The sequence below is a fragment of the Reichenbachiella sp. MSK19-1 genome (assembly GCF_003590315.1).
Classification (GTDB): domain Bacteria; phylum Bacteroidota; class Bacteroidia; order Cytophagales; family Cyclobacteriaceae; genus Reichenbachiella; species Reichenbachiella agariperforans.
Window position 1 is genome coordinate 623,588 of record NZ_MIER01000002.1, and the last position, 22,808, is coordinate 646,395.

Annotated in this window: 21 protein-coding genes; 18 read left to right on the forward strand and 3 right to left on the reverse strand. The window is 42.4% G+C overall.

Annotated features, from left to right (window positions below; genetic code table 11):
- Window positions 1-30: 30 nt before the first annotated feature.
- The gene (locus BGP76_RS02735) at window positions 31-2,796 is read left to right on the forward strand and encodes an alpha-amylase family glycosyl hydrolase (RefSeq protein WP_119843509.1); all 2,766 of its coding nucleotides are present in this window, start codon (window positions 31-33) and stop codon (window positions 2,794-2,796) included.
- Between the two features lie 102 nt (window positions 2,797-2,898).
- A complete protein-coding gene (locus BGP76_RS02740; RefSeq protein ID WP_158584019.1) occupies window positions 2,899-4,434 on the forward strand; it encodes an alpha-amylase family glycosyl hydrolase in 1,536 nt (511 codons plus the stop codon).
- A 90-nt stretch (window positions 4,435-4,524) separates the two neighbouring features.
- On the opposite strand, the gene BGP76_RS02745 is transcribed toward BGP76_RS02740, so the two are convergent.
- The 3 genes from BGP76_RS02745 to BGP76_RS02755 are packed head-to-tail and all read right to left on the reverse strand — an operon-like array spanning window position 4,525 to window position 6,301.
- The gene (locus tag BGP76_RS02745) at window positions 4,525-4,782 is read right to left on the reverse strand and encodes a Txe/YoeB family addiction module toxin (protein WP_073119533.1); all 258 of its coding nucleotides are present in this window, start codon (window positions 4,780-4,782) and stop codon (window positions 4,525-4,527) included.
- Entirely contained in the window at window positions 4,782-5,159 is a 378-nt protein-coding gene (locus BGP76_RS02750) for a type II toxin-antitoxin system Phd/YefM family antitoxin (protein WP_255416040.1), read from the reverse strand. Before BGP76_RS02750 ends, BGP76_RS02745 begins: the two co-directional genes overlap by 1 nt.
- Before the next feature lie 17 nt (window positions 5,160-5,176).
- A complete protein-coding gene (locus BGP76_RS02755; RefSeq protein WP_119843511.1) occupies window positions 5,177-6,301 on the reverse strand; it encodes a TlpA disulfide reductase family protein in 1,125 nt (374 codons plus the stop codon).
- Window positions 6,302-6,506: 205 nt separating this feature from the next.
- On the opposite strand from BGP76_RS02755, the gene BGP76_RS02760 reads away from it, so the two are divergent.
- The 16 genes from BGP76_RS02760 (at window position 6,507) to BGP76_RS02840 (ending at window position 22,770) form a co-directional block, all read left to right on the forward strand.
- Window positions 6,507-7,688: a proline dehydrogenase family protein gene (locus BGP76_RS02760; RefSeq protein ID WP_119843512.1), complete on the forward strand. Its 1,182-nt coding sequence runs from the start codon at window positions 6,507-6,509 to the stop codon at window positions 7,686-7,688.
- Window positions 7,689-7,769: 81 nt separating this feature from the next.
- The gene (gene nhaC, locus BGP76_RS02765) at window positions 7,770-9,218 is read left to right on the forward strand and encodes a Na+/H+ antiporter NhaC (protein ID WP_073119528.1); all 1,449 of its coding nucleotides are present in this window, start codon (window positions 7,770-7,772) and stop codon (window positions 9,216-9,218) included.
- On the forward strand, window positions 9,218-9,799 hold the full coding sequence (locus BGP76_RS02770) for a 3'-5' exonuclease (RefSeq protein ID WP_073119526.1): 582 nt from the start codon (window positions 9,218-9,220) through the stop codon (window positions 9,797-9,799). The genes nhaC and BGP76_RS02770 overlap by 1 nt, the downstream gene beginning before the upstream one ends.
- 7 nt (window positions 9,800-9,806) lie before the next feature.
- Complete coding sequence (locus BGP76_RS02775) at window positions 9,807-12,647, forward strand: PD-(D/E)XK nuclease family protein (RefSeq protein ID WP_139280882.1); 2,841 nt, start codon at window positions 9,807-9,809, stop codon at window positions 12,645-12,647.
- Window positions 12,648-12,927: 280 nt separating this feature from the next.
- Window positions 12,928-13,497, forward strand: a complete 570-nt coding sequence (locus tag BGP76_RS02780) for a hypothetical protein (RefSeq protein WP_147407352.1) — start codon at window positions 12,928-12,930, stop codon at window positions 13,495-13,497.
- A gap of 207 nt (window positions 13,498-13,704) precedes the next feature.
- The gene (locus BGP76_RS02785) at window positions 13,705-14,544 is read left to right on the forward strand and encodes a helix-turn-helix transcriptional regulator (RefSeq protein ID WP_073120572.1); all 840 of its coding nucleotides are present in this window, start codon (window positions 13,705-13,707) and stop codon (window positions 14,542-14,544) included.
- Window positions 14,545-14,632: 88 nt separating this feature from the next.
- On the forward strand, window positions 14,633-15,187 hold the full coding sequence (locus tag BGP76_RS02790) for a YbhB/YbcL family Raf kinase inhibitor-like protein (protein ID WP_099597734.1): 555 nt from the start codon (window positions 14,633-14,635) through the stop codon (window positions 15,185-15,187).
- 25 nt (window positions 15,188-15,212) lie between these two features.
- On the forward strand, window positions 15,213-15,404 hold the full coding sequence (locus BGP76_RS02795; protein ID WP_119843515.1) for a hypothetical protein: 192 nt from the start codon (window positions 15,213-15,215) through the stop codon (window positions 15,402-15,404).
- A 2-nt stretch (window positions 15,405-15,406) separates the two neighbouring features.
- Complete coding sequence (locus BGP76_RS02800; protein ID WP_119843516.1) at window positions 15,407-15,853, forward strand: acetyltransferase; 447 nt, start codon at window positions 15,407-15,409, stop codon at window positions 15,851-15,853.
- Window positions 15,854-16,558: 705 nt separating this feature from the next.
- Window positions 16,559-18,259, forward strand: coding sequence for a DUF262 domain-containing protein (locus tag BGP76_RS02805; RefSeq protein WP_119843517.1), 1,701 nt, complete (start codon window positions 16,559-16,561; stop codon window positions 18,257-18,259).
- Window positions 18,260-18,648: 389 nt separating this feature from the next.
- The gene (locus BGP76_RS02815; protein WP_073119510.1) at window positions 18,649-19,005 is read left to right on the forward strand and encodes a type II toxin-antitoxin system RelE/ParE family toxin; all 357 of its coding nucleotides are present in this window, start codon (window positions 18,649-18,651) and stop codon (window positions 19,003-19,005) included.
- Window positions 18,995-19,285 carry a helix-turn-helix domain-containing protein gene (locus tag BGP76_RS02820; RefSeq protein ID WP_073119508.1) on the forward strand — a complete coding sequence of 97 codons (291 nt, stop codon included), beginning with the start codon at window positions 18,995-18,997 and terminating at the stop codon, window positions 19,283-19,285. Before BGP76_RS02815 ends, BGP76_RS02820 begins: the two co-directional genes overlap by 11 nt.
- Before the next feature lie 342 nt (window positions 19,286-19,627).
- Window positions 19,628-20,530 (forward strand): NAD(P)H-binding protein, encoded by a 903-nt coding sequence (locus BGP76_RS02825; protein WP_119843518.1) that lies wholly within the window; start codon window positions 19,628-19,630, stop codon window positions 20,528-20,530.
- Complete coding sequence (locus BGP76_RS20465) at window positions 20,527-20,730, forward strand: SDR family NAD(P)-dependent oxidoreductase (protein ID WP_255416041.1); 204 nt, start codon at window positions 20,527-20,529, stop codon at window positions 20,728-20,730. Before BGP76_RS02825 ends, BGP76_RS20465 begins: the two co-directional genes overlap by 4 nt.
- 324 nt (window positions 20,731-21,054) lie before the next feature.
- A complete protein-coding gene (locus BGP76_RS02835; protein ID WP_119843519.1) occupies window positions 21,055-21,966 on the forward strand; it encodes an AraC family transcriptional regulator in 912 nt (303 codons plus the stop codon).
- 237 nt (window positions 21,967-22,203) lie between these two features.
- Window positions 22,204-22,770, forward strand: coding sequence for a Crp/Fnr family transcriptional regulator (locus BGP76_RS02840; protein WP_185146833.1), 567 nt, complete (start codon window positions 22,204-22,206; stop codon window positions 22,768-22,770).
- Window positions 22,771-22,808: the final 38 nt, after the last annotated feature.

Genomic DNA, 22,808 nt, shown 5'->3' on the forward strand with positions numbered 1-22,808 from the left:
CAACTATACAATTATTAAAAAAACATTCCTATGAAGATTCGGCTCCTAGTCTTTCTGATGTGCATGACCACTTGGTGTTATGGACAGTTTACTACCGATCCTGCGATACCTATTGCCGACCAACCGATGACCTTGACCGTCGATGTGACGGGGACGCCACTGGCGGACTATACTGATGATATATGGCTATGGGCTTGGGTAGAGAATGCCACCGCAGATGCCGATGCACCGACCAATGTCAATCCTGCTACAGATGATCAGAGTGATGCACTAATGACCAGATCTGATTCAGATGCCAACGAGTACACGATTACGCTGACGCCTACCACTTTCTTTGGCAAAGAAGCCAGCGAAATAGAAGAAATGGGCTTTTTGCTCAAAGGCCGTGACTGGGCCAATGGACAAACGCCAGACTATGCTATAGAGATTGTCTCTAATCAGTTTGTAGTTAAAATAACTACGCCCAATACGAGTACACTGCTAGTGGATGCAGGAGAGACGGTATCCGTGGCAGCTTCTGCCAGTGCCGCTGCTACACTTACGCTAAAAGTAGATGGAGTAACTGAAACGACTGTATCCAGTGCTACCGAGTTGACTTATGATTTGACCGCTCTAGCTAGTGGTACTCATAGCGTGACTGTCATGGCTGACAATGGAAAAGACCAGTCTGCAGATGAATTTACCTACACGGTTCGTGGGGTGACTGTCGAGCAAGAAAGACCTACAGGAATAGTCGACGGGATCAACTATCACGCTGCTACAGATAAAGTAACCTTGTCGGTATGGGCGCCCCTCAAAAGTTCAGTTTACGTGGTGGGAGAGTTCACCGACTGGCAAGTAGATGCAGCCTTTCTGATGAAGAAAGACGGAGAGCATTTTTGGCTCGAAGTGGATGGCCTCACAGCTGGTAAAGCCTATGGCTTTCAGTATTTGGTAGATGAAACGATTTGGATAGCTGATCCTTATGCAGACATGATTTTGGATCCAGATGATGTCTGGATCACTGATGATTCCTATTCCGATCTGATAGATTATCCAGCGGGGGCGATGCATGACAACTGGTATGAAAACAGGGTAGCGGTCTTGGAGACAGGGCAGAGCGAGTATGTCTGGACTGATAGCAACTTCGAGCAGCCCGACAAAGAAGATTTGATTATCTATGAGTTATTGGTTCGAGATTTTCTCGGAGAGGAAAACATGAACTACCAAGCACTCATCGATACACTGGATTATATCCAAGGTTTAGGTGTCAATACCATCGAACTGATGCCGATCATGGAGTTCAATGGGAATGATAGCTGGGGCTACAACCCGACGTTTATGTTCGCTGTAGATAAAGCCTACGGTACAAAAAATGACCTAAAGGAATTTATCGACGAAGTACACGGTAGAGGCATGGCGGTCATACTAGACATGGTGATGAACCAAAACGATATTCCATCACCCTATGCTCAGATGTACTTTGACTATGATGCCTTTGCACCGACGGATGAGAATCCATGGTTCAACAGGGTACCAAAGCATCCTTACAACGTATTTGCTGATATCAACCATGAAAGCAGTTACACGCAGACATGGTTGGACTCGATCAATCACTATTGGATCAAGGAGTTTCATTTTGATGGCTATCGATTTGACCTATCCAAAGGCTTTACGCAAGTGGATTCTGGAGATGATGTAGCCAAGTGGGGCAACAAGGACGATAGCCGCATCGCGATTTTGAAGCGAATGGCTGACCAGATTTGGGCGCATTCGCCGGATGCCTATGTGATCCTAGAGCACTTTGGTGACAATGACGAAGAGACGATTCTTGCAGACTATGGCATGATGCTTTGGGGCAATAGTCATGGAGATTTTAAAGAGGCGAATCTGGGCTATGCCAGTGGTAAGTCAGTAGAATGGGCTTATGCTGGTACACGGGGTTGGCAAGACAATCATGTGGTCGCTTACATGGAAAGTCATGACGAGGAGCGCCAGATGTTTGATATGCTAACCTATGGTAGCAGTGATGGCAACTACAGTACACGTGACTTGAAAAGCGCGGCAGATAGACTCAAAATGTCAGCGACGTTTTTCTTCAACATCCCTGGGCCAAAGATGCTGTGGCAGTGGGGCGAGTATGGTTATGACATCTCGATCGAAGAAAACGGCAGGACAGGTAGAAAACCTGCCCATTGGGAATATTTAGAAGAGGCCAATAAAGCGAGTGTCTATCAAACTTACAAGGAAGTACTGGCACTCAAGGATCGTTATCATGTCTTTGCAGATGGAGACTTTACTTGGCAGCCAGATGGAGAACTTAAGACCATTCACCTGTCCAACGCCGATACGAGTGTGGTGATCCTGACTAATTATGGGTTGAAATCTCAGTCTATCGCTCCGGAGTTCCAGCATACAGGTACGTGGTACGATTTTTTTACGGGAGAAGAACTAGAGATAGATAATCTCAATATTGAATTGATCTTTGATCCAGGAGAGTATCACATCTATACCGATCACAAACTACATACACCGGATATCGATGTAGTATTAGGTGTAGCAAGCGTGGGTAACGAAGGGATGGAGGTGTATCCAAACCCATCGAGCAACCAATTCAAAGTGGACTTAGGATCGTCAGGCTGGAATCAGTCAGCGGTCAACTGGTCACTTATCGATATCTTAGGCAGGACAGCGTTAGCAGGCAGCGGGCAGGTGCAAGACCTTTCTATCCCTGTGCAGCAGATTCGTAGCGGAGTGTACACACTACGGGTGTCGCAGGGTACACATGTGCTACAGCGTAAAGTCATTGTACAATAAATCCATAAGCCAAAATCTATCATGATGAAATTTCAATCCGCAATCAATATTGGTCTTTCTGCTCTAATTCTCTTATTTTCTTGTCAACAAACGGATCAGAAAATGCCAGAGACCATGAAGCAAAAAGAAGACTACAACAACGCAGTATTCTACGAAATATTTGTGCAGTCCTTTGCCGACTCTAATGGTGATGGGATCGGAGACATCCCAGGGATGACTGCCAAGCTGGATTATCTAGACGACCTTGGGGTCAATGCGATATGGCTCATGCCTATGTCACCTTCGCCGAGCTATCACAAGTATGACGTGATAGACTATGTAGGAATACATCCAGATTACGGGACGATGGAGGATTTTAAGGTTTTTATCAAAGAAGCACACGCAAGAGACATTCGTGTGGTGATGGATTTTGTGATCAATCACAGTTCGTCCGAGCACCCGTGGTTTTTGGATTCCAAAACAGGAAAGGATGCCAAGTATAGAGACTACTATGTGTGGGCTGACAAGGATTCTATCGCAGAACAGATCGCCAAGAAAGAGACTTCTTTTGACTCTGATAATATTCGCCAATGGCACCCCGTTACGGAGGAGGATACCGTTTCGGAGCATTATTATGGATTCTTCTACGGAGGGATGCCAGACTTCAACTACGATAACCCTGCGGTTCGCAAGGAGTTTTATGATGCAGGTAAGTTTTGGTTGGAAGAGATTGGTGTAGATGGCTTTAGACTGGACGCAGCAAAGCATATTTATCCAGACGATAGAGCGGAGGATAGCCATGCGTTTTGGAAGGAATTTAAGTCCGAAATGGAAAAGGCCAACCCAGATGTCTATCTCATCGGGGAAGTTTGGTCAGATGCCAAAAATGCCTCGCCTTATGCAGCAGGTTTTACTTCTCTGTTCAACTTTGACCGTGCCTTTAGTATTCTCGAATCGATCAATGCAGGAGAGCAAAAAGCAGCGCAGATCGCTGGTCATGGCTATGAGATGAATGCGGATGTACACATGGCTGATGTCATCAACGAGTCGCTACCATGGTTCAAGAACTACAACAAGGATTTCATTGAAGCGAGTTTCTTGAGCAATCATGACCAAAACCGCGTGGGTTCTGTGTTGGGAGGAGATAAGGAGAAGATTAAACTTTCTGCAGCGATCTTGATGACACTACCGGGTACACCCTATATCTACTATGGCGAGGAACTAGGGATGCTAGGGATGAAGCCAGACGAGAACATCCGAGAGCCTATGCTGTGGGATGTGAAAGCCAAAGATAGCTACCGTACGACATGGATGACGCCAGCGTATAGCACAGAGAAGACGGTCACGCCAGCTTATATACAGCAGAAGGATTCCCAGTCGATCTACTCGGTGTACAAGGAACTGATAGCACTAAAGGAGACTGATTTATTCTCAAAAGGGGATATCAAGAAAGTGGAGACAGAAGATAACGCGGTATTGGCTTTTGAAAGAAACTACGAAGAAGAGAAAGCTATCGTCTATCACAATCTATCTGCAAAACCCGTAACTCTTCCCTACGATGCAGTAGGGTATGAGGTAACGTGGAGCAACGGAAAGACAGATGTCAGTAGCGAAGGAATACAGTTAGGAGCTAGAGCGAGTGTAGTGCTCATCAAATGATATATAGTAATTAGTCTAAGTTTTGAGCCACCCAGACGGGTGGCTTTTTTATTGGTCCTGTATTGAAAAAGGGTTGTAGCAGTTAGCCATTTAATCATAATGAAACCTACACTTGGCTATATGAATTTCATCATCTTTTACTTGATAGATGAGTCTATGCTCACCATCAATGCGTCTTGACCAAAACCCTTGAAAATTATGTTTTAGTGGCTCTGGTTTCCCAATTCCAGTATAAGGCTCACGAGAAATAGCTTTTAGTAAATCATTTATTTTCTTGACGTATTTTTTGTTCGTTTTCTGCCAATACAAATAGTCTTCCCAAGATTCGTCTACGAAAATGAATTTCATTAGGACAAGAGGTCTTTTTCAAAGGAATCTTTACTTTTTAATTTTTCAATTGCTGAATCCAGTCGCTTCTTATTGGTAACGGATGACATTTCATGTTGCGTCGCACACAAGGAATTATATTCGTCCAGTGACATAACGACGATCCCACTGTCTTTGCCTCGATTTATAATCAAAGTTTCAAAATTATCAATGACACTATCCACGTAGTGTTTTATGTTTTTTCTAAAATCTGATAATGTAGCTATTAACATGATTTTTATATTTGGTACGTTATTATGTACAATAATAGGTGTGTAATAATGAAATTCAAAATAGTATTCATCAGTTTGTGTCGGTAAACCGAACACTCGACTATTCTCAAAGGTTAGCGATTCCATATATTAGGAGATTTTAACTATTCTGGATCTCCGAATAGGGATGCGATTTTTGTTACCATGTCCTCACCATGGATGTCCTTGGCGATGATGATGCCTTCTTGGTTGATCAGGAAGTTTTTGGGTAGTGCCGTGACTGAGTAGTCTTGGCTGCTTTGCGTTTGGTAGCCTTTGATATTGGAGACGTTGACCCAGTTGCGGTTGTCTTTGTCGAGCGCTTTGACCCACGCCTTCTTGTTGTGCTCCATCGCTACGCCGTAGATTTCAAAGCCCTGGTCTTTGTACTGGCTGTAGAGCTTTTGTAAGGTAGGATTCTCTGTGCGACATGGCGAACACCAGCTTGCCCAAAAATCTATCAGTGTGTAGGTCTTTTTGGAGGAATGCAGTGAGATAGTAGTGCTAGTTGTGTCCTGTGCGAGTATATCTTTCGCTGGACTGCCGATGGCGATGCGTTTCATTTTTTCTACCGTTTCGGTGACATAGGATGCTATAGTTGAGTTGGGGTACTTGGTAGCAAAGGCAGCCGCAAGACTGTCGTAGAAAGGGATATCTTGGTCATTGGTCCATCGGATAGTAGATGGATAGATCGCGAGAGATGTACCCATTTTCCGAACGGCATGGACTAAGGAGTCGCGATAGGCTTGTTCAGCATGCAGTTGTTGACTGCCTAGTTTTTCGATCAAGTCGGCATCTGCGGGGTTGTTTTGATCACGGAGCGCGTAGAGTTGCTCCCGGACAGGGTAGACTGTTTTTTGGAGTATTGATTTTCGGAATTGCTCGTATGCTTCGTACTGATCAGTGTCCTCTGATCCTGCTACAGCATAGTTTGATCCAGAGATTTGGACTTTGATGTGCTGGCCTGAGTCTGCCAAGATTGGAATCTGTAAGTCTCCAGCCTCTAGGATATAATAGTGTGGAGGGAGGTCGTAGTTTTTGAGTACACTAGTTCCTTGTCCTACTAGGAGTGTATCGACAAGCGCACGTTGCTGCTGCACCGGATTGGTTACTTGGTAGAGCAGTGCATCGTTTGACAGACCTGTTACTTCGAGAGAAAATACTGAAGAGGCTGACTGATCACTGGACGTGCATGCGGAGAAATAGACAAGGACGAGGAGGAGTAAGAACGAGGATGTTTTTGATGTCATATACTTGTAATAATTCTTGTTTTTAGGTTACTACGAAAGTAAACCGCTTTGAATCAATGTTTACATGATTTTTTTTGAGATGCTACTGCGCGCAACCATTCCCATCCATAAAGAGCCGTTGGTGTGATCTTCTTCTTTTTACCTTCCAGACCCTATACTGAATATTGATATCTACTATTATATTTGGATACCCAAAAATGATAGTATGAATGTAAAAGATGAGCTCCGTTTTGACGATACGGAAATTGCCTTTGGTGACAAGAGTAACTTTGATCTAAAGCGGATGTATTTTCTATTCTCAACCATGAATAGTCCTGTGATTGCCAAGACAGGGATTTGGTTGACCCAGGTGGCGCTAGGTATTCATCTACCCATCAAGTTTTTTATCAAGAAGACCATATTTGCACAGTTCTGTGGAGGCGAATCTTTGAAGGATTCTATGAAGACCGTAGAGAAGCTTGGCGCGTCGAATATCCATACCATTTTAGATTATTCTGTAGAGGGGGAGAGTAAAGAATCTGTTTTTGATCAAAACAAAGAGGAGATCATCCAGTCGTTGCACCTCGCTAACCAGTCGACACACATTCCTACGGGGGTCATGAAATTGACAGGATTCGTATCCTTCTCGCTACTGGTCAAGCGTCAGCAAGGCAAATCTTTCGATACCAAAGAGGAGCAGCGTTGGCAACAGTTTCTAACGCGGGTGGATGAGATCTGTAGCTTTGCGGTGAAGAGTGGTAAGTACCTCTTTATTGATGCGGAAGAGTCTTGGATTCAGGAGCCTATAGATGAGATCGTCAATGACATGATGCGCCGATATAATCAAGACAAGGTCTATATTTTCAATACCTATCAGATGTATAAGAAAGCTTCGTTGGCTAATCTGAAAGCCATACATGAGGTAGCGAAGACTGAGGGATTCAAAATAGGTGCAAAGCTCGTCCGTGGCGCATACATGGAAAAGGAGCGTGAGCGTGCCGAGGAAAAAGGCTATGATGACCCCATACAGCCGAGCAAAGCAGCTACCGATCAAGCCTACGACGAGGCTTTGGCGTATTGTGTGGAGCACATCGATAATATCTACCTCTGTGCGGGCACGCACAACGAGAAAAGTTCTAAATACCTCACCGAACTGATGACTGATCATAACTTAGCCAAGGACGATCCGAGGGTTTTTTATGCACAGCTCTATGGGATGAGCGACAATCTGTCCTACACATTGGCACATTTTCAATACAATGTAGCCAAGTACGTGCCTTATGGTCCTGTGAAGAAAGTGCTGCCGTACCTCATGCGCAGGGCAGCAGAGAACACCTCTATCGCAGGGCAGAGCAGTCGTGAGTTTCGGTTGGTCAAAAGAGAGATGAAACGCAGGAAAACAAAGTAATCCGAGAGATAGCCTGCTTTTGCTTGACAGCAAAGGTAAAAAATCGCTATCTTCCGATTTTTTAGTATGAGTAACGATTAGATGGTAAGAGAGAAACGAGAAGCCAGCCTACTGGAGGCATTTATACCCATCCTATTTCTGATTATATTTCTAACCATCAATGTGGCGGTTTTTGGTGATGCCGCTCTGGACGGATCCAATCAGATTGTACTCATTCTTTCTGCGGCAGTGGCTTCACTGATGGCTATTCGACTAGGTTTTAATTGGGACGAAATCCTTGGGGGGATTACCAAAAGTATCCATTCGGCCATGCCCTCGATTCTTATTTTACTCATGATAGGTTCGTTGGCAGGGAGTTGGTTGATCAGTGGTATCGTGCCAGCGATGATCTATTATGGCTTGTTGATATTGAATCCTACGATATTTCTGTTTGCGGCCTGTGTGGTGTGTGCGATCGTGTCCATGGCGACTGGTAGCTCGTGGACTACTTCGGCGACTGTCGGTATTGCTTTGATAGGGATCGGGCAGACGATGGGGATTCACGAAGGTTTGGTGGCAGGAGCGATTTTGTCAGGGGCTTACTTTGGAGACAAAATGTCACCGCTATCGGATACTACCAATCTCGCACCAGCCATGGCGGGTACAGATTTGTTTACGCATATCCGTTATATGGCTTACACGACGGTACCGTCCATAGTGATCACTTTGATTGTGTTTTTGGTGTGGGGATTTACTTTTGATTCGGCATCAGGTGATTTAGGAACCGCTTCTGTACTGAGTGCCATCCAAGAAAAATTTTACATCTCATGGGAACTCTTCATCGTGCCTGCACTGGTGATATTCATGATTGTTCGCAAGGTTCCTGCCTTGCCTGCTCTGTTGATCGGCGCTTTGTTGGGGATTGTGTTTGCACTCATCTTTCAACCCAATATAGTTGCTGAAGTATCAAGCTATGATGGCGCCAGCTGGAAAGTGATGTTCGTCGGCAGTATGAAAGCCCTCTATGGGTCAGTAGGGGTCACGACCTCACATGAGATGGTCAACGAACTGCTGAGTTCTGGCGGTATGTATGGTATGCTCAATACGATTTGGTTGATCATCAGTGCCATGGTATTTGGTGGTGTGATGGAGAGCAGCGGCATGCTGAGACGCATCGCACGTGCCATCATCTCAGTGGTCAACTCTACAGGGTCGTTGATCGCCTCTACGGCGGGGACATGTGTGTTCTTCAACGTTACTGCATCGGATCAGTATCTAGCGATCGTCGTGCCAGGACGGATGTATGCTGATATATACAAAGACAAAGGCCTAGCGCCAGAAAATTTGAGTAGGACATTGGAAGACTCAGGGACAGTGACTTCTGTACTGATTCCATGGAATACTTGTGGAGCCTATCACTCATCCGTTTTGGGTGTGGGTACACTCACGTTTGCACCTTACTGCTTTTTTAACATCATTAGCCCATTGATGACCGTGCTGTTTGGATACCTGAATATTAAGATTCGCAGACTGACCAAAAAAGAAGATTGATGGAAGTAAGAAAAATAACAAAGCAAGAAGTAAATGATCTGCCACTCATCAAATATGAGGGCGAAAGCATCATCATCAATCACCCAGATGATGTAAAAGAAGCTGCTGAGTACCTCAGCCAATATGACCTGTTGGGGTTCGATACCGAGACCAAGCCAGCATTCAAAAAAGGGCAAGTGCACCCTGTAGCGCTCCTGCAGCTTGCCACGCCTGATAAAGTCTATTTGATCCGTCTGCTACAGACGGGACTGCCGCAGGAGATTATCGATATTTTTGAGAATCCAAACATCACGATCGCGGGTATAGGGATTCGTGATGATATCAAGGATTTGAAAAAAATCAAGGAGTTTAAACCCCGTGGGTTTGTCGATCTCAACGAGAAGGCGAGACAGCTAGGGTTCGAAAGCATCGGTGCACGCAACTTTGCTGGGATGTTCATGGACGGACGCATCTCTAAGGGGCAGCAGGTCTCCAACTGGGAAAACGAAACGTTGACGGATGCCCAGATCAGTTATGCCGCGACGGATGCTTGGATATGCATAGACGTATTCGAGCAGATGGACGAGTTAGAAGATAAATAGGCATAGCGTGAGCCACCCAACCAGATTTCTCCAATCATTAGCGTTGCGCTGCAAGGAGCAGTTTGAAGAAAACTGTGGCGCGCTGCATGTGATTTTTCCTAACAAACGTGCCGGGCTGTATTTTGCGAGCTATCTGGCAGAATACTACGACAAGCCGGTTTGGTCTCCAGTCATCACTTCCTTTGAGTCCTTCGTAGAGGAGCAGCAGGACAAGAAGCTAGCCGACGAACTACAACTCAGTTTCATCCTCTACAAAGCCTACAAAATCCTCGTGCCGAGTGCTGAACCCTTCGATGCATTTTTGCCGTGGGGTGAGATGATTCTCAAGGATTTCAATGACATAGACAATTACCTCGTAGAAACGGAGCATATTTTTAGCGTCATCAAATCCCAAAAGGAGCTGGACGACTCCTTCCAGTTTCTCTCCGAGGAAGACAAAAAAATCATACAAGGCTTTTGGCAAGGGTTCCTGCCAGAGCCGGACAAGAAGCAGACGGAGTTTATCAAGACTTGGTCTATTCTCGACCGGCTGTATGTGCAGTTTAACGAACTGCTGGCGGAACAAAACCTGATCTACAAGGGACGGTTGTTTCGAGACTTTTGCGAACAAAATGATGTGCTAGAGCAGCGTCAAGTCTGGTTCGCAGGCTTCAATGCCCTCACCAAAGCTGAAGAGCAAATCATCAAGGGATGTTTGGCGGGAGGTAACAGCGATATCTTCTGGGAGATCGACCAATACTACTACCAAAACGAGTTTCAAGAAGCAGGACTGTTTTTTAGAGCGTACGGTCAGGATGATGTGTTGGGGCCATCTATCAAAAGGGATGTGATCGAACAGCTCAACAGTCCAGACAAACGAATCGAGTTGGTCTCAGCACCTTTGAAGATGGGGCAGATCATGGCTGCCAATCAAAAGCTAGACGAACTAGCCGCCAGCCCCGAGGGACTCAAAGACACGCTAGTCATCTTGGCTGACGAGTCTTATCTGCCCAATCTGCTGGATAAGCTGCCAGCGTCTGTGAGCAAGGTCAATGTGACCATGGGCTGGTCTATCGGTCATGCGCGCTTCTATATCTTGATGCAAAAGATCATAGCACTAAAACTAAGTCTGACCCACCATCAGAACCGACAGCTCAACTACAAAGAAATCCTGTCGATCTTGGCATTCAATGACCTGCTGGGGATAGACAAGGCCTCAGTAGATGCTTTCGTAGCGCACAGTACAGAGAACAACCGCTTCTATTTCAGCCTTCAGGAGGTGGAGGTATTGCTGCCCGTACTGAGCCAACTGCTTCGGCCTACCGATGAGACCAATGAGTTCTTACAGATACTGGTGGATTATATCCATGGCTTAGACATGAGCCAACTACAGGAGTTGGACAAGTCTGTGGCAGTGGCACTGCATGCGACATTCAAGCGACTGGCGCAGGCCTCTGAGCAGTATCAGGTAGCACTACAGATGGTGTCTCTCCTGCGTTTGTTCAAGAAGCTCGGCAACACGATCAAGCTCCCCTTCACGGGAGAGATCGATGGGGGCTTGCAGGTCATGGGGATACTGGAGACGCGTAACCTGAGCTTTACCAACGTACTCATACTGGGCATGAACGAGGGCTCTTGGCCCAAGGATTCGAGCCAGTCGTCCTTTGTGCCCTACAACATCCGAAAGGCATTTGACCTCCCGACGACCGAGCATCAGGACGCCATGCAGGCCTATTTGTTTTACCGCTTGCTACACAGTACAGAGAACCTATGGGTGACCTACAACAACATCACGGAGTTCAACAAAAATGGAGAACTCAGTCGGTACATCCAGCAGTTGAAACATGAGTCAGCGATCCAGTTCGCCGAAGCATCCGTGATGACACATGTGCAGGCCGAACCTGCGCACGAGATTACCAAAACCAAGGAAGGTGAAGCACTGGTGCAGCTCAAGAGGTATCTATTGGGGAGTGAAAACCCAAGGCGACTTTCACCCTCTGCGCTGAACACCTACATCGATTGCAGTTTAAAGTTTTATTTCAAATACATCGAGGAGATCTACGAGCCTAAGGAGATCAAAGAGGATATAGATCCGTCACTCCTGGGCAACCTGCTGCATACCGCCATGGAGTACCTCTATGAGGGTACAACGGAGCTCACGACCGATACCATCGCGACATTGGAGAATGAAATAGAGACAGCTGTCAAAAGTTCTTTTGTGTTTCATAAACTGGAAGTCGGAGAGGGGCAGCGTACCATAGGAAGACAGTTGATTGTACTCGAAGTAGTCAAGAAATTCGTCGTGGAGATATTGCGAGCAGATGGACGCTATGCGCCATTCGATATATTGGCACTGGAGTCCACAGACTACCTAGTCGACTACCCGATAGAGACCATGGAGGGCAGTGCCAAAGTAGCCCTCAAAGGTGTGATCGATCGGGTGGATCAAAAGAACCAGCACATCCGAATCGTGGATTATAAATCGGGTCGGGACGAGCGAGACTTTAGTGGCATCCCTGAGCTGATAGATGGCGACTCTGCCAATAGAAACAAGGCAGTTTTTCAGCTATTCTACTATGCCATGCTCTACAAGGAGAATCATCCAGATTCGCAGTTGCCGATACAGCCGCTGATGTACAACAGCAAGGACCTCTATCAGCGGGATTTTGATGGACAGATCCGACAAAAGAAAGGCACAGATCGCAAAGCACGAACAATCATGAACTACCAGGAGGTAGAGGAGGAGTTTCGTGAGGTCTTAGAAGGCCTGCTAACCGAGATTTTCAATACCTCCGTCAATTTTACCCAAACCGATGACACGAAGAAGTGCCAATATTGCCCCTACATCCAAATCTGTAGACGAGCCTAGCATCGTCAGGAAATACACGGTCAAGGGAAGCGCGAGATAAGCATCTATTCACCTGACGCACTACTCGAAACCCGAATAGCTCCTCCGTCAGGTTTTTGGAGCGATCAGCGCCTTGTTCGCCTTGTCACTTTCGATCTATTACCTTATTTTACTTTCTAGTATAGTTCAAAGCATTCTCGATCAAGTTCATTGATGGAGAATGCTTTGAGAAGAAAATAATTATATAATGCGGATATGTGACATGGTGTCACATATCCGGTTGTTGGCGATAATTGACTGCATGAAGAAACTGTTTCAACTTCTTATTCTAACACTTCCATTTATTGCCTCTGGACAAGCGAACGAACAAACGAAATGGGTCAACAGAGGTTCGATATCAATTGGCGAACTAACTCTATTTGCTGCTTCGAAATACATTGTTCCAGAAGGAGAATTGAAGCATGATAGCTCATTCTATTACGAAGGTGAATTCGTCATATTGGCTGAACGTTTCGAACAAGAACTCCTGAACAGCAAAGCTTACATTGATATTTATGAATTTGATGACGAAAAGTGCATTCATGAGGCTAGATTAACGTTTATCGACCTAACTAACCAACTTGAATACAGTAACGACAACAGAATAATTCTCCTCCCGATCCACGTTTGCTCTGACTACATTACCGGTTTAACATTCCATGTCACAACAACTGAAATCAATAAGCTGTTTGATTTAGACATGTGGGGTGAACCTGAGATTTCCATTTCACCGATCAACTCCAACATTTACAAGATCAACTACAGAACTGACGAAGGAACCAACAGCGTAGAGTTCAACAAGGAAACGAAAACTATCGCCAACAGACGCTGATCGGGCATATGTCTTGGTGCAACTCGACCGTGAATCTGCCGCTGAGAAACGGCAGTGCTTTCTGCCATCTTTTGCTCGCAGGATTTTTCTCTTTCTTTTCGCAGTGGTTATCTGATACTTTGAGAGCACCGGCAGATTCACTAGTTTAGTGCTGTCCACAGAGTGAGAGCACACGCCTCATACATGGTCGTTAGAGACAATTGCACCTTGAAAACAATCTCCCTTCCAGAACAATTAATTATCAATAAAGGCTCAAGCGTTGTAGCCTTCGATTACCAAGTGGAGCAAGAATCGACCAAACAGCAAGTAAACCTATCTATGAATACCTTCAGTTTCCTGACCGAAGGGAATAAAGAGGTTTACTCAGATACGAAATTTAGTGCCATTTCGAATAGCGAATTCCTTTTAATGAAGTCAGGTAAGTGCCTTATGACGGAGAAATTTACCGATACGCTGAAAAGGTATAGAAGCATTCTTTTCTTTTTCACGGATGAAGCTCTGCTACGCTTTATAAGGAAATACTCAATTGTGCTATCCAAGATGACAGAAAGGAAATCAGTTCAATCCATTAAATATGATGATTACCTACGATCTTTTGCTAAGAGTCTTGCTCACCTAGTCAACCTATCTTCTGTTCACAGGGATAAAGTTCTACAAGTGAAGTTTGAGGAGCTCATGCTGTATCTGATTGATAAGGAGGGGGTGGAATTACTCTCTTCATTCGTAATTAGTACAAACGAACATGAACATCACTTTCAGGAAATAGTAGAAAACAACAAACTCAACCGACTAACAATCAATGAACTCGCCTTCTTGTGCAACATGAGTATATCTACTTTTAAGCGAACATTTGAGAGACAATTTCATACTTCTCCAAGTAAATGGTTTCAGGAAAGAAGGTTAGAATATGCCGCCTTGTTACTTAAAAGCGAGGGAAAAAGACCCACCGATATTTATTTACAAGTTGGCTATGATTCACTGACCAACTTTATTCAAGCCTTCAAATCCAAGTACGGAATGACTCCAAAGCAATATCAATTGGATTGAGCTTTTAGCAATACTTTTTGAGCCAGCTCAACTAACGGCACTGTTGAATTAGAAATGATATTTGTCCACGAATTTAAAATATACAATTATGAAAAAGATAATCTTATCGGTTGCCTTTGGCATCATCACTCAAGTGTCATTTAGCCAATCAACATTTACTTTGTCAAGTCAGAATCTTGGAGGACAAGCAACTTTAACAGAAGAGTTTAATGGTTTTGGTTGTGTAGGCAAGAACGAGTCGCCTCAATTAACATGGAAGAATGCTCCTGCAGGAACTCAAAGCTTTGCCGTGACGATGTATGATCCAGATGCTCCAACAGGAAGTGGGTGGTGGCATTGGGTAATGTTTGATATCCCGTCGGATATAAACGAATTAGTTAGTAATGCTGGAAATGTCTCGGCCGACCTTGCGCCAAAAAATGCTATTCAAAGTATCACCAATTATGGAGCTAAAGGATATGGCGGTCCTTGCCCACCCGAAGGTCATGGACTACATAAATATGTAATTACCGTATATGCCTTAAAAACAGCAAAGCTAGGCTTAGATGAAAACACAAATCCGGCAATAGTAGGATACTATCTATGGAGCAATACTATAGCGAAAGCAAGCATAATCACCTACTATCAAAGAGAGAAAAAGTAAAAGTCTCTAACAAACGATAGGGCACATGGTAGACACTCAGGCTAAATGCCCTCTAACGAAAAACGGTCTCACAGCAGTGAGACCGTTTCATGGTCTGATACTAAACATTGCTGATGATACCGGCCAGTTCCTCAAAACTGACATCATCGCCATTGATGATTTGTGCATAACACTTCTTGGGGAGGGACCCAACACCAACAAAATAGAAGGAGAATAAAAATGATACAATACAAAATTGATAACATCAGAAAAGAAGAATATCAGGAAGTTGTAAATGTTTGGGAAGCCTCAGTTAGAGCAACTCATGATTTTTTGAAAGAGGAGGATATTGAATATTTCAAACCCTTGATTTTAAACACATACCTTGATGCGGTTGACTTGAGATGTGTCAGGAACGAAAAAGAAGAAATAATAGGGTTTAGTGGCGTTGCTGATGGTAATCTTGAAATGCTATTTATACACCCAGATGTAAGAGCAAATGGTATCGGGAAAGTACTTTTAGAATATTCAATCAAAGAACATAAAGTCACAAAAGTTGACGTGAATGAAGATAATAAACAGGCTGTTGGATTTTATGAGAAATTTGGATTTAAAACATATGAACGTTCAGAGTTAGATTCATCAGGAAAACCTTATCCGACTTTACATATGAAACTAGAGAAATAAGAAAATACGAAATACTAACAACTCAAAAACCTTCTAAAAAGGCATTTGAGCAGGGTTTATGTGCTTTGAGCAAAAACTAAGCTTACCTGAGCCTGAAGGTAAGCTTACCAGAGCCCCAACCTAAGCTTACTACAGGGTGAAACTAAGCTTACCTCGACCCTGAGGTAAGGCAACATGGGAGCCGAACTAAGCTTAGTTCGGACAGCTCAGGTCTCATCCCCCTCCCAATCCAAAATATAGCACCCACCTCATTGCATGAGGTAATATTCGAAGGGGTTTGCCTGTAGCCTTGGGAAATATCGACAGGAAATACTAGTTTGGCCTCACCAAGCCGATCAGCAGTCGGCTTCCTGCAGCATAAGTTCGAGAAATAAGTACACGATCAAGGGAAGCGCGAAATAAGCCTTGAACTCTTCGCCTGAGGCATTACTCGGAATCCGAATAGCCCTTCTGTAGGTTTTTGGAGCAAGTAGGTATCAACCTAGGATTGTTGTTTGGTCACTAGACTATCACTATCTTCGAAGTGTGCAGCTATCTCTACCCTGTGGGCTATTCGCCCTATTGAGAGCTGTCACTACGTAGAAAAATAAAGAACAGTATAAAAGACATAGCAGATATATAGTGCACTGTGCACTTTACACAAATGTTGGAGCACATAGCTGCAACTAATTAGCACTTGAGTACTTGGGTGCGTAACTTTACTCCATGAACTTAGATACATCAAATCGAACATATAGACAATTGGTCGGAAACGGTCTCATTTATTCTGTTCCGAGATTTCAAAGAGACTATAGTTGGACACCAACAGAATGGGATGATCTTTGGCAAGATATTGAAGGACTATTCGAAGAAGGTGGAGAAGAGGAACACTACATGGGATATCTTGTATTGCAATCGAAGGATAGTAAGAATTTTGATGTAATTGATGGTCAACAACGACTTACTACTTTAAGTATTTTAGTTTTAGCATTTTTAGGAAATCTAAAGAAACTAATAGAAGATGGCTTAGAACCAGAAAAGAATCAACAGCGACTCGATCAACTTCGCGGTACTTTTATAGGTTATTTGGATCCTGTAACCCTAATTCCAAAAAGTAAACTCAACCTGAATAGGAATAATAACAATCTTTATCAAACATACCTAGTGCCTTTGGAGGCTGCTCCAAAAAGAAACCTTAAGGCAACAGAACATTTGATGAGAAAAGCCTACGATTGGTTTTTTAATGCTGTAAAACATAAATTTTCTAGCAATAGAAGAGGTGATGTGCTCGCCCAATATATTGACTCACTTTCTGATAAATTATTCTTCACAGTGATTACCGTCAATGATGAGTTGAATGCGTATAAAGTATTCGAAACACTGAATGCCAGAGGAGTAAAACTCTCATCAACAGATTTATTGAAAAACTACTTATTTGCAGTTGTTCATAATAACGGTTCTGATGAACGTGAGATGACTGAACTTGATAATCGTTGGGAGAGACTTGTTGGCTTAATTGGTAGCGATAGCCTACCAGACTTTCTGAGAACTTATTGGAATAGTCAGAATAAGTTTGTTAGGCATTCAGAGTTGTTTAAACGAATAAGAGAAAGTATTTCATCCAAAGGTGAAGTGTTTAGTTTGATGCGAGATCTTGAAAGTAGTGCTCACATTTTTGCTGCATTACCGAGTGGTGAGGATGCATTGTGGACTAATGAACAAAAGAAATATATCAAAACACTTCGGATGTTTAATGTTCGTCAACTTTATCCACTTCTTCTATCTGGGTATAAGAAATTTTCCGAAGCAGATTTTACATCCTTATTGAGATCATGTTGTGTTATTTCATTTAGATATAATATCATAGGTAATCTTGCTACAAACGAGCAAGAAAGAGTTTATAACAGATTGGCCGTTGAACTTTCAACTAATTCAAAAAACACTTTACAAGATTTAATAATCGCTCTAGGAACATTGTATGTTTCTGATGATAGATTCAGGGCTGATTTTTCAGAAAAAGAACTTAGAACTACTCAAGCTAGAAATAAACGAGTTGTTAGATATATTTTATTTGAAATTGAAAAACATGTTTCAAATAATGCCTACGATTTTGAGAGTGATTCATATAATCTGGAACATATAATGCCAGAATCAATCCAAGAAGGTTGGGATAACATTGAAGACAGAGATCATGATCAATTTGTTTATAGACTTGGCAATATGACCATCTTAAATAAAAGTGTCAATCGTGACCTGGGGAATGCTGACTTCTTGACCAAGAGAGCTAAATATCAAGAAAGTGAATTTTTCCTTACACTGAGAGTCGCAAACGAGAATAGTGAGTGGAATCCAGAAAGAATTGCCGAACATCAAAAATGGATGGCAAGACAAGCAACTTCTATTTGGAGAATCGCACAACTCAATTAGAAATAACGTGCTCCAATCGAGTAGACGGCTGACGGTCAAATGACCGCCAGTGCGCCTCTCACACCACCCAGCGTACGGTTCTCGTACTGGGCGGTTCATCCTTCATTTACCTCTGACATGGCACTCCAAAAGTTGGTTTACTTGGCCACTAGAAACATTGAAAAGAAATGGACATCACCATTACAAAACTGGAGTTTGACAGTACAACAACTAGCGATTAAATTTGGGGATAGATTACCATTAGATTTAGACCATAAACCTAATGAATAAAAAAAACAGACAGAGTTTACTTTACACTACCTAATTTAACCCGTAACTGACGGTTATACTAAACCGTTACAGTTCATGACTATTTTGCTGATTAGTAACTTTTAAGTTACATTTGTCGTGTGAACAAAATCAGAGAAGTAATAGCATACAAACATTACTTTGAGGACTTTCTTAAGAGCCAGCCAATTAAGGTTCAAGATAAAGTCTTCAAAATAATTGAGGCTATTGAAACTCTGGAACGAATACCAAACCAATACCTCAAGTATCTTGAAAATACAGACGGTCTTTACGAAGCAAGAATTAAGCTGGGCTCAAACATTTGGCGAGTATTTTGCTTCTTCGACAAGGGAAAATTGGTGATTCTATTAAATGGATTTCAGAAGAAGACCCAAAAGACACCTAAGAACGAAATACAAAAAGCACTTAAATTGAAGTCAGACTATTACAACGATAAACCGAAGAATCATGGAAACTAAATCGTGGAAATCAATCAAAGATGACGTCTATGGAGTCGAAGGAACAACAAGACGTGACCAGTTGGAACGAGAAGCCTCAAGTTTCTCTGTTGGACTGCTTTTAAGAAAAGCCCGAGAAGACAAACATCTGACTCAAGAACAACTAGGAGAACTCGTTGACAAGAAAAGAACCTACATTTCAAGAGTTGAAAACGACGGAAGTAACTTAACACTCAAGACTCTCTATGATATTGTTGAAAAAGGTCTTGGCGGCAAAGTGACGATCAGTATTGACGTATAAAAAAGAACTGTAACATGGTCTATATCCCATGGCGACTTAGCGGTGAGGTAAACTTTGCTGCTTTCTGCTAGCCCGGGAAAATCTCCTATTTTCCACATGAGGGTGAAAAGGATATGCGGAAAATCTCCGATTTTCCCTACTTTGTATCCGAAACATTAAATCACTTAAGCGCCACGTGACATAGACAGGCGTTACCTGTAATGGCAACAAAAACAACCCGAATTCAATAACCTATATAAATATTTGATTCCATTCTCATTTTGACTACACAAATCCTCATTTAGAACACATTTCGCAAAACCAGCCATACGACTTTTGTATTTCAAAATTTAAAAGAGAGATATGAAAATAGTATTGACAGGCTCATTGGGCCGTATTGGGAAACCACTAACAAAAAGTTTAGTAAAAATCGGGCATTCGGTAACCGTTATTAGCAGTAAAACCGATAGACAAAAAGAAATCGAAACTCTTGGGGCAAAAGCAGCAATCGGCAGTATGCAGGATGTTGATTTTTTAAGTACAACATTTAAAGATGCTGATGTTGTTTACTTGATGATAGCCTGGGATGCCATAGGTAACATCTTTGACAAAAACATAGACTTCCCTACTGAATTCAGCAAAATTGCCAGCAAGTATAAGCAAGCCGTCAAACAGGCAGGTGTAAAAAAAGTGGTGCATTTGAGTAGTGTCGGGGCACATACTAACCAAGGTATTGGCAGCCTTTCTGTTTATAATGGTGTTGAGGACATAATGAATCAATTGCCTACTGATGTGTCCATCAAATTTATGCGACCTGTTGCATTTTATCCTAATCTTTTCAGGTTTATGGAAAGTATCAAGACCGATGGAGCTATTATGCAAAGTTATGGTGGCGACAAAAAAGAGCCATGGGTTTCACCATTAGATATTGCAGATGCTATTGTAGAAGAAATGGAGAAACCTTTTGATGGCAGAAACTCTCGCTATATAGCAAGTGATGAAGTTTCACCCAATGAGGTAGCTACAATTTTAGGAGAAGCTATAGGAAACCCAGATTTGAAATGGCAAACTGTACCGGCTGAAGAGTTACTGCGTGGTGTACTGGCGTCAGGGATGAATGAGTGGGTTGCTAAAGGTTTTATAGAAATGCAAGCCGCACAAGGAAGTGGCACATTATACGAAGATTTTTATAAAAACAAACCAAACTTAGGCAAGGTGAAAATGACAGATTTTGTCAAGGAATTCGCAGCAGTTTATAAGCAATGACAAAAGCACTAATTACAGGAGCCAATAAAAGTATTGGATTTGAAACAGCTGGACAACAATTGCAACAAGGGTATTATGTTTATATAGGTAGTCGTAGCATTGAAAGAGGAAATCTTGCCATAGAAAAACGGAAAAATGAAGGGGTAACAAATGCCGAATCTATTCATTTAGATGTAAACGATACCGCTTCGGTGGATTAAGCAAGAATCGAATTAGGTAAAAAGACAGATGTGTAGGACGCACTTATAAACAATGCAGGTATTAATGGCGGAATGCCACAACAAGCATTGAGTACAACCATTGACCAATTGCAAACTGTGTTCGACACCAAGCTTGTATGGCGTGGTGAGAGTTACCCAAGCATTTGGAGGTTTATTAGGTAAATCAGAACAGCCTCGCATTGCAAAATATGCCACAATTGACGAAGATGGGCCGACAGGGAAATTCATTAGTGAAGAATATAATCCACAGACAGGCGAATGTCCTTGGTAGAATGCCAGCCAAATACTTTGTAAATTCATAATATGAAAAAAGGGAAAAACAATTTTCAAGTATTTCAATCTTTATCCGACTTGCATCGGGTGCTTGGCTTACCAAAGCCGTTGCACCCGATGATAAGTTTTACAGACATTAAGGATATCAAAATTTTACCAGAAGAATTAGGAAATACTTATATCCTTAACTTCTACAAAATATCCTATAAATCAACCCTTTGCGGACAAGCTAAATATGGACAACATTATTATGACTTTGGCGAAGGCGGATTGATATACACCGCACCAAATCAAGTTTTTGAATTGAATCACCAACCGAGTACAGGTTTTTTATTACTCATTCATCCTGACTTTTTGTTAAGCTATCCATTGGCAAATAAAATCAAGCAATTTGGTTTTTTTGGATATGCGACCAACGAGGCATTACATATTTCAGACAAGGAGAAAGAGACTATATTTTCAATATTCAAAATAATTGATGAGGAATTACGAAGTAGAATTGATGATTTTAGCCAAGATGTAATCATCTCACAGATAGAACTATTATTGAATTATAGCAACCGCTATTACAAAAGACAATTCATCACCCGAAAAGTAGTAAACAACGACTTGCTACAGAAGTTGGAAGAAATTTTAGATGATTACTTCAACAATAATAAAACCTTAACTCAAGGGATTCCGACCGTACAGTCTCTTGCTGAACAGCTCAATATTTCATCAAGTTATTTAAGCGACCTTTTACGTTCTTTGATTGGGCAAAGTACCCAGCACTACATACACAGTAAACTCATTGAAAAGGCCAAAGAAAAGCTGTCTACGACAAATTTTACGGTGAGCGAAATTGCCTATGAACTGGGGTTTGAACACGCTCAATCATTTAGCAAGCTTTTCAAGTCAAAAACAAACCTTTCCCCTCTGGAATTCAGGCAATCCTTTAACTAAACCAACAGCGAACCGAAAACCACTACAGCTAACAATGTATATAAAAAATCAGGCTATAGGCTCGTGTAAAACTCTGTACTTAATCGAAAGTTAAGTGCTTCGAAATCGCCTACTTCTCATGTACTAAACGTTATCGGTAACCAGAAAACCCATCCAAATGGAGCAAAACCAAAATCAATCAACCCTTTTTGCCATTTGACAAATTCCGAATAAAATGCAATGACAATCTTTGTGACTATGGACAAATTAATAAACTATCTGTTGGAATTTGGGCAGCTAAATCAACAGCAACTTGACTTGATAAAGAGAAAAGCACAGGTATTGGAGTTGAAAAAAGGCAATTACTTTTCTGAAGCAGGGAAAATTCCAAGACAAGTAGCATTCATAGAAGAAGGCATCTTTCGAGTTTGTTACTACAACAGCGAAGGAGATGAAATCACCAAATACTTTGTTGATGAAAACAATTTTGCAGTGGACATATACAGCTTCAATCAAAAAATCCCATCTTCGGAATATGTACAGGCTGTAACAGATTGTACACTGCTTGTATTTTCTACAGAATCACTTAATGATTTATCAGCTACTATCATTCAATGGGACAGTATTATCAATAAAATAACCGAAAAAGCATTGGTTGATAAAGTAAATAAACTAAGCCCAATGTTAGCCGAGGATGCCACTACACGGTATCTAAATTTTCTTGAAAAGTTTCCGAATTTAGCTAATAGAGTTCCGCTTTCCTATCTTGCATCCTACTTGGGGATCACACAATCATCACTAAGTAGAATTAGAAAAAGCATCTGAAATGAGCACCGAAGGCTTTCGGTACGAATTCCATGTAA

Bases quoted from the DNA above. Each gene is read 5' to 3' on its own strand.
- BGP76_RS02735 (WP_119843509.1), top strand. From the start codon at position 31: ATGAAGATTCGGCTCCTAGTCTTTCTGATGTGCATGACCACTTGGTGT.
- BGP76_RS02740 (WP_158584019.1), top strand. From the start codon at position 2,899: ATGCCAGAGACCATGAAGCAAAAAGAAGACTACAACAACGCAGTATTC.
- BGP76_RS02745 (WP_073119533.1), bottom strand. From the start codon at position 4,782: ATGAAATTCATTTTCGTAGACGAATCTTGGGAAGACTATTTGTATTGG.
- BGP76_RS02750 (WP_255416040.1), bottom strand. From the start codon at position 5,159: ATGGAATCGCTAACCTTTGAGAATAGTCGAGTGTTCGGTTTACCGACA.
- BGP76_RS02755 (WP_119843511.1), bottom strand. From the start codon at position 6,301: ATGACATCAAAAACATCCTCGTTCTTACTCCTCCTCGTCCTTGTCTAT.
- BGP76_RS02760 (WP_119843512.1), top strand. From the start codon at position 6,507: ATGAATGTAAAAGATGAGCTCCGTTTTGACGATACGGAAATTGCCTTT.
- nhaC (WP_073119528.1), top strand. From the start codon at position 7,770: ATGGTAAGAGAGAAACGAGAAGCCAGCCTACTGGAGGCATTTATACCC.
- BGP76_RS02770 (WP_073119526.1), top strand. From the start codon at position 9,218: ATGGAAGTAAGAAAAATAACAAAGCAAGAAGTAAATGATCTGCCACTC.
- BGP76_RS02780 (WP_147407352.1), top strand. From the start codon at position 12,928: ATGAAGAAACTGTTTCAACTTCTTATTCTAACACTTCCATTTATTGCC.
- BGP76_RS02790 (WP_099597734.1), top strand. From the start codon at position 14,633: ATGAAAAAGATAATCTTATCGGTTGCCTTTGGCATCATCACTCAAGTG.
- BGP76_RS02795 (WP_119843515.1), top strand. From the start codon at position 15,213: ATGGTAGACACTCAGGCTAAATGCCCTCTAACGAAAAACGGTCTCACA.
- BGP76_RS02800 (WP_119843516.1), top strand. From the start codon at position 15,407: ATGATACAATACAAAATTGATAACATCAGAAAAGAAGAATATCAGGAA.
- BGP76_RS02805 (WP_119843517.1), top strand. From the start codon at position 16,559: ATGAACTTAGATACATCAAATCGAACATATAGACAATTGGTCGGAAAC.
- BGP76_RS02820 (WP_073119508.1), top strand. From the start codon at position 18,995: ATGGAAACTAAATCGTGGAAATCAATCAAAGATGACGTCTATGGAGTC.
- BGP76_RS02825 (WP_119843518.1), top strand. From the start codon at position 19,628: ATGAAAATAGTATTGACAGGCTCATTGGGCCGTATTGGGAAACCACTA.
- BGP76_RS20465 (WP_255416041.1), top strand. From the start codon at position 20,527: ATGACAAAAGCACTAATTACAGGAGCCAATAAAAGTATTGGATTTGAA.
- BGP76_RS02835 (WP_119843519.1), top strand. From the start codon at position 21,055: ATGAAAAAAGGGAAAAACAATTTTCAAGTATTTCAATCTTTATCCGAC.
- BGP76_RS02840 (WP_185146833.1), top strand. From the start codon at position 22,204: ATGGACAAATTAATAAACTATCTGTTGGAATTTGGGCAGCTAAATCAA.